The organism is Lactobacillus delbrueckii subsp. bulgaricus, from assembly GCF_046938665.1.
In the GTDB taxonomy this organism is placed as follows: Bacteria; Bacillota; Bacilli; order Lactobacillales; family Lactobacillaceae; genus Lactobacillus; species Lactobacillus delbrueckii_C.
This window is the reverse complement of sequence record NZ_JBKZCD010000081.1, coordinates 1-378: the sequence shown is the minus strand read 5'-3', so window position 1 is coordinate 378 and position 378 is coordinate 1. Positions and strand designations below refer to the sequence as shown.

The 378-nt window shown below is 51.1% G+C and carries 1 protein-coding gene; it reads left to right on the top strand.

From position 1 onward, the window contains the following. Nucleotides 1-30: 30 nt before the first annotated feature. Nucleotides 31-378: RRXRR domain-containing protein (locus ACLUXO_RS10285; protein WP_412137458.1), on the top strand; the 348-nt coding region annotated here is incomplete at its 3' end.

The following is a 378-nucleotide window of genomic DNA, read 5'->3' as shown; positions in this document are numbered from 1 at the left end:
TTTTCCTGCATTAAGGAAAAGGAGAACAAGATGAAGCATGAAAATGCCAACCGGGTATTTCTGCTCAATAAGGACGGCAAGCCGCTTATGCCATGTCGTCCAAGAAAGGCCAGACTGCTGCTGAAAAGCGGCAAGGCCTTTGTGGTCAAGAAATATCCGTTTACCATCCAGCTGAAATATGGCTCGTATGGCTATAGGCAAAAGGTTAGCCTTGGCGTAGACACCGGGCAGAGGCATATTGGCTTTGCCGTAGTCAGTCAAGACAAGGTACTGCACCAAAGCGAGGTAGAGCTTCGCCAGGACGTACACACGAATCTGTACACCCGCAAGATCTACCGCCGAGGCAGAAGAAACCGCAAGACCCGCTATCGCCAGGCC